Raw genomic sequence first — 345 nt, 5'->3', positions numbered from 1 at the left:
ATCACCACCAGGTAACCAAGATGTGCCGAATCCTCGGTGTTTCCAGAGCTCAGTATTATCGTTATCGATCCCCCAAACCTTCAAAACGCCGGGCCGAAGATGCGGACTTGAAACAACGGATTCTGCGGATCTTTGCGGAATTTAAGCAGCGATACGGTGTTATGAAGATCCACCATGAATTGAATCTGGAACTTCAACCACTGCAGCTTCGGTGCAGTCCACGACGGATTTCCCGGCTCATGAAGGAACTGGATATCCACTCCGTTACCGTCAATAAGTGGAAAGCGGCTTCGGCTTCCAAAACCAAGGTTGAACAGCGTCCCAACTTGCTTAAGCAGGATTTCT

1 protein-coding gene is annotated in these 345 nt (G+C 49.3%); it reads left to right on the top strand.

Going from position 1 to position 345, the window contains the following annotated elements; translation table 11 throughout:
- Nucleotides 1-20: 20 nt before the first annotated feature.
- The coding region (locus tag EKM67_RS11020) for an IS3 family transposase (protein WP_404802948.1) at nucleotides 21-345 on the top strand (325 nt) is incomplete at its 3' end.

It is taken from the genome of Lapidilactobacillus mulanensis (assembly GCF_003946215.1).
GTDB lineage: Bacteria > Bacillota > Bacilli > Lactobacillales > Lactobacillaceae > Lapidilactobacillus > Lapidilactobacillus mulanensis.
Note: the sequence above shows the minus strand (reverse complement) of the source record. Positions and strands in the feature narration are given on the sequence as shown.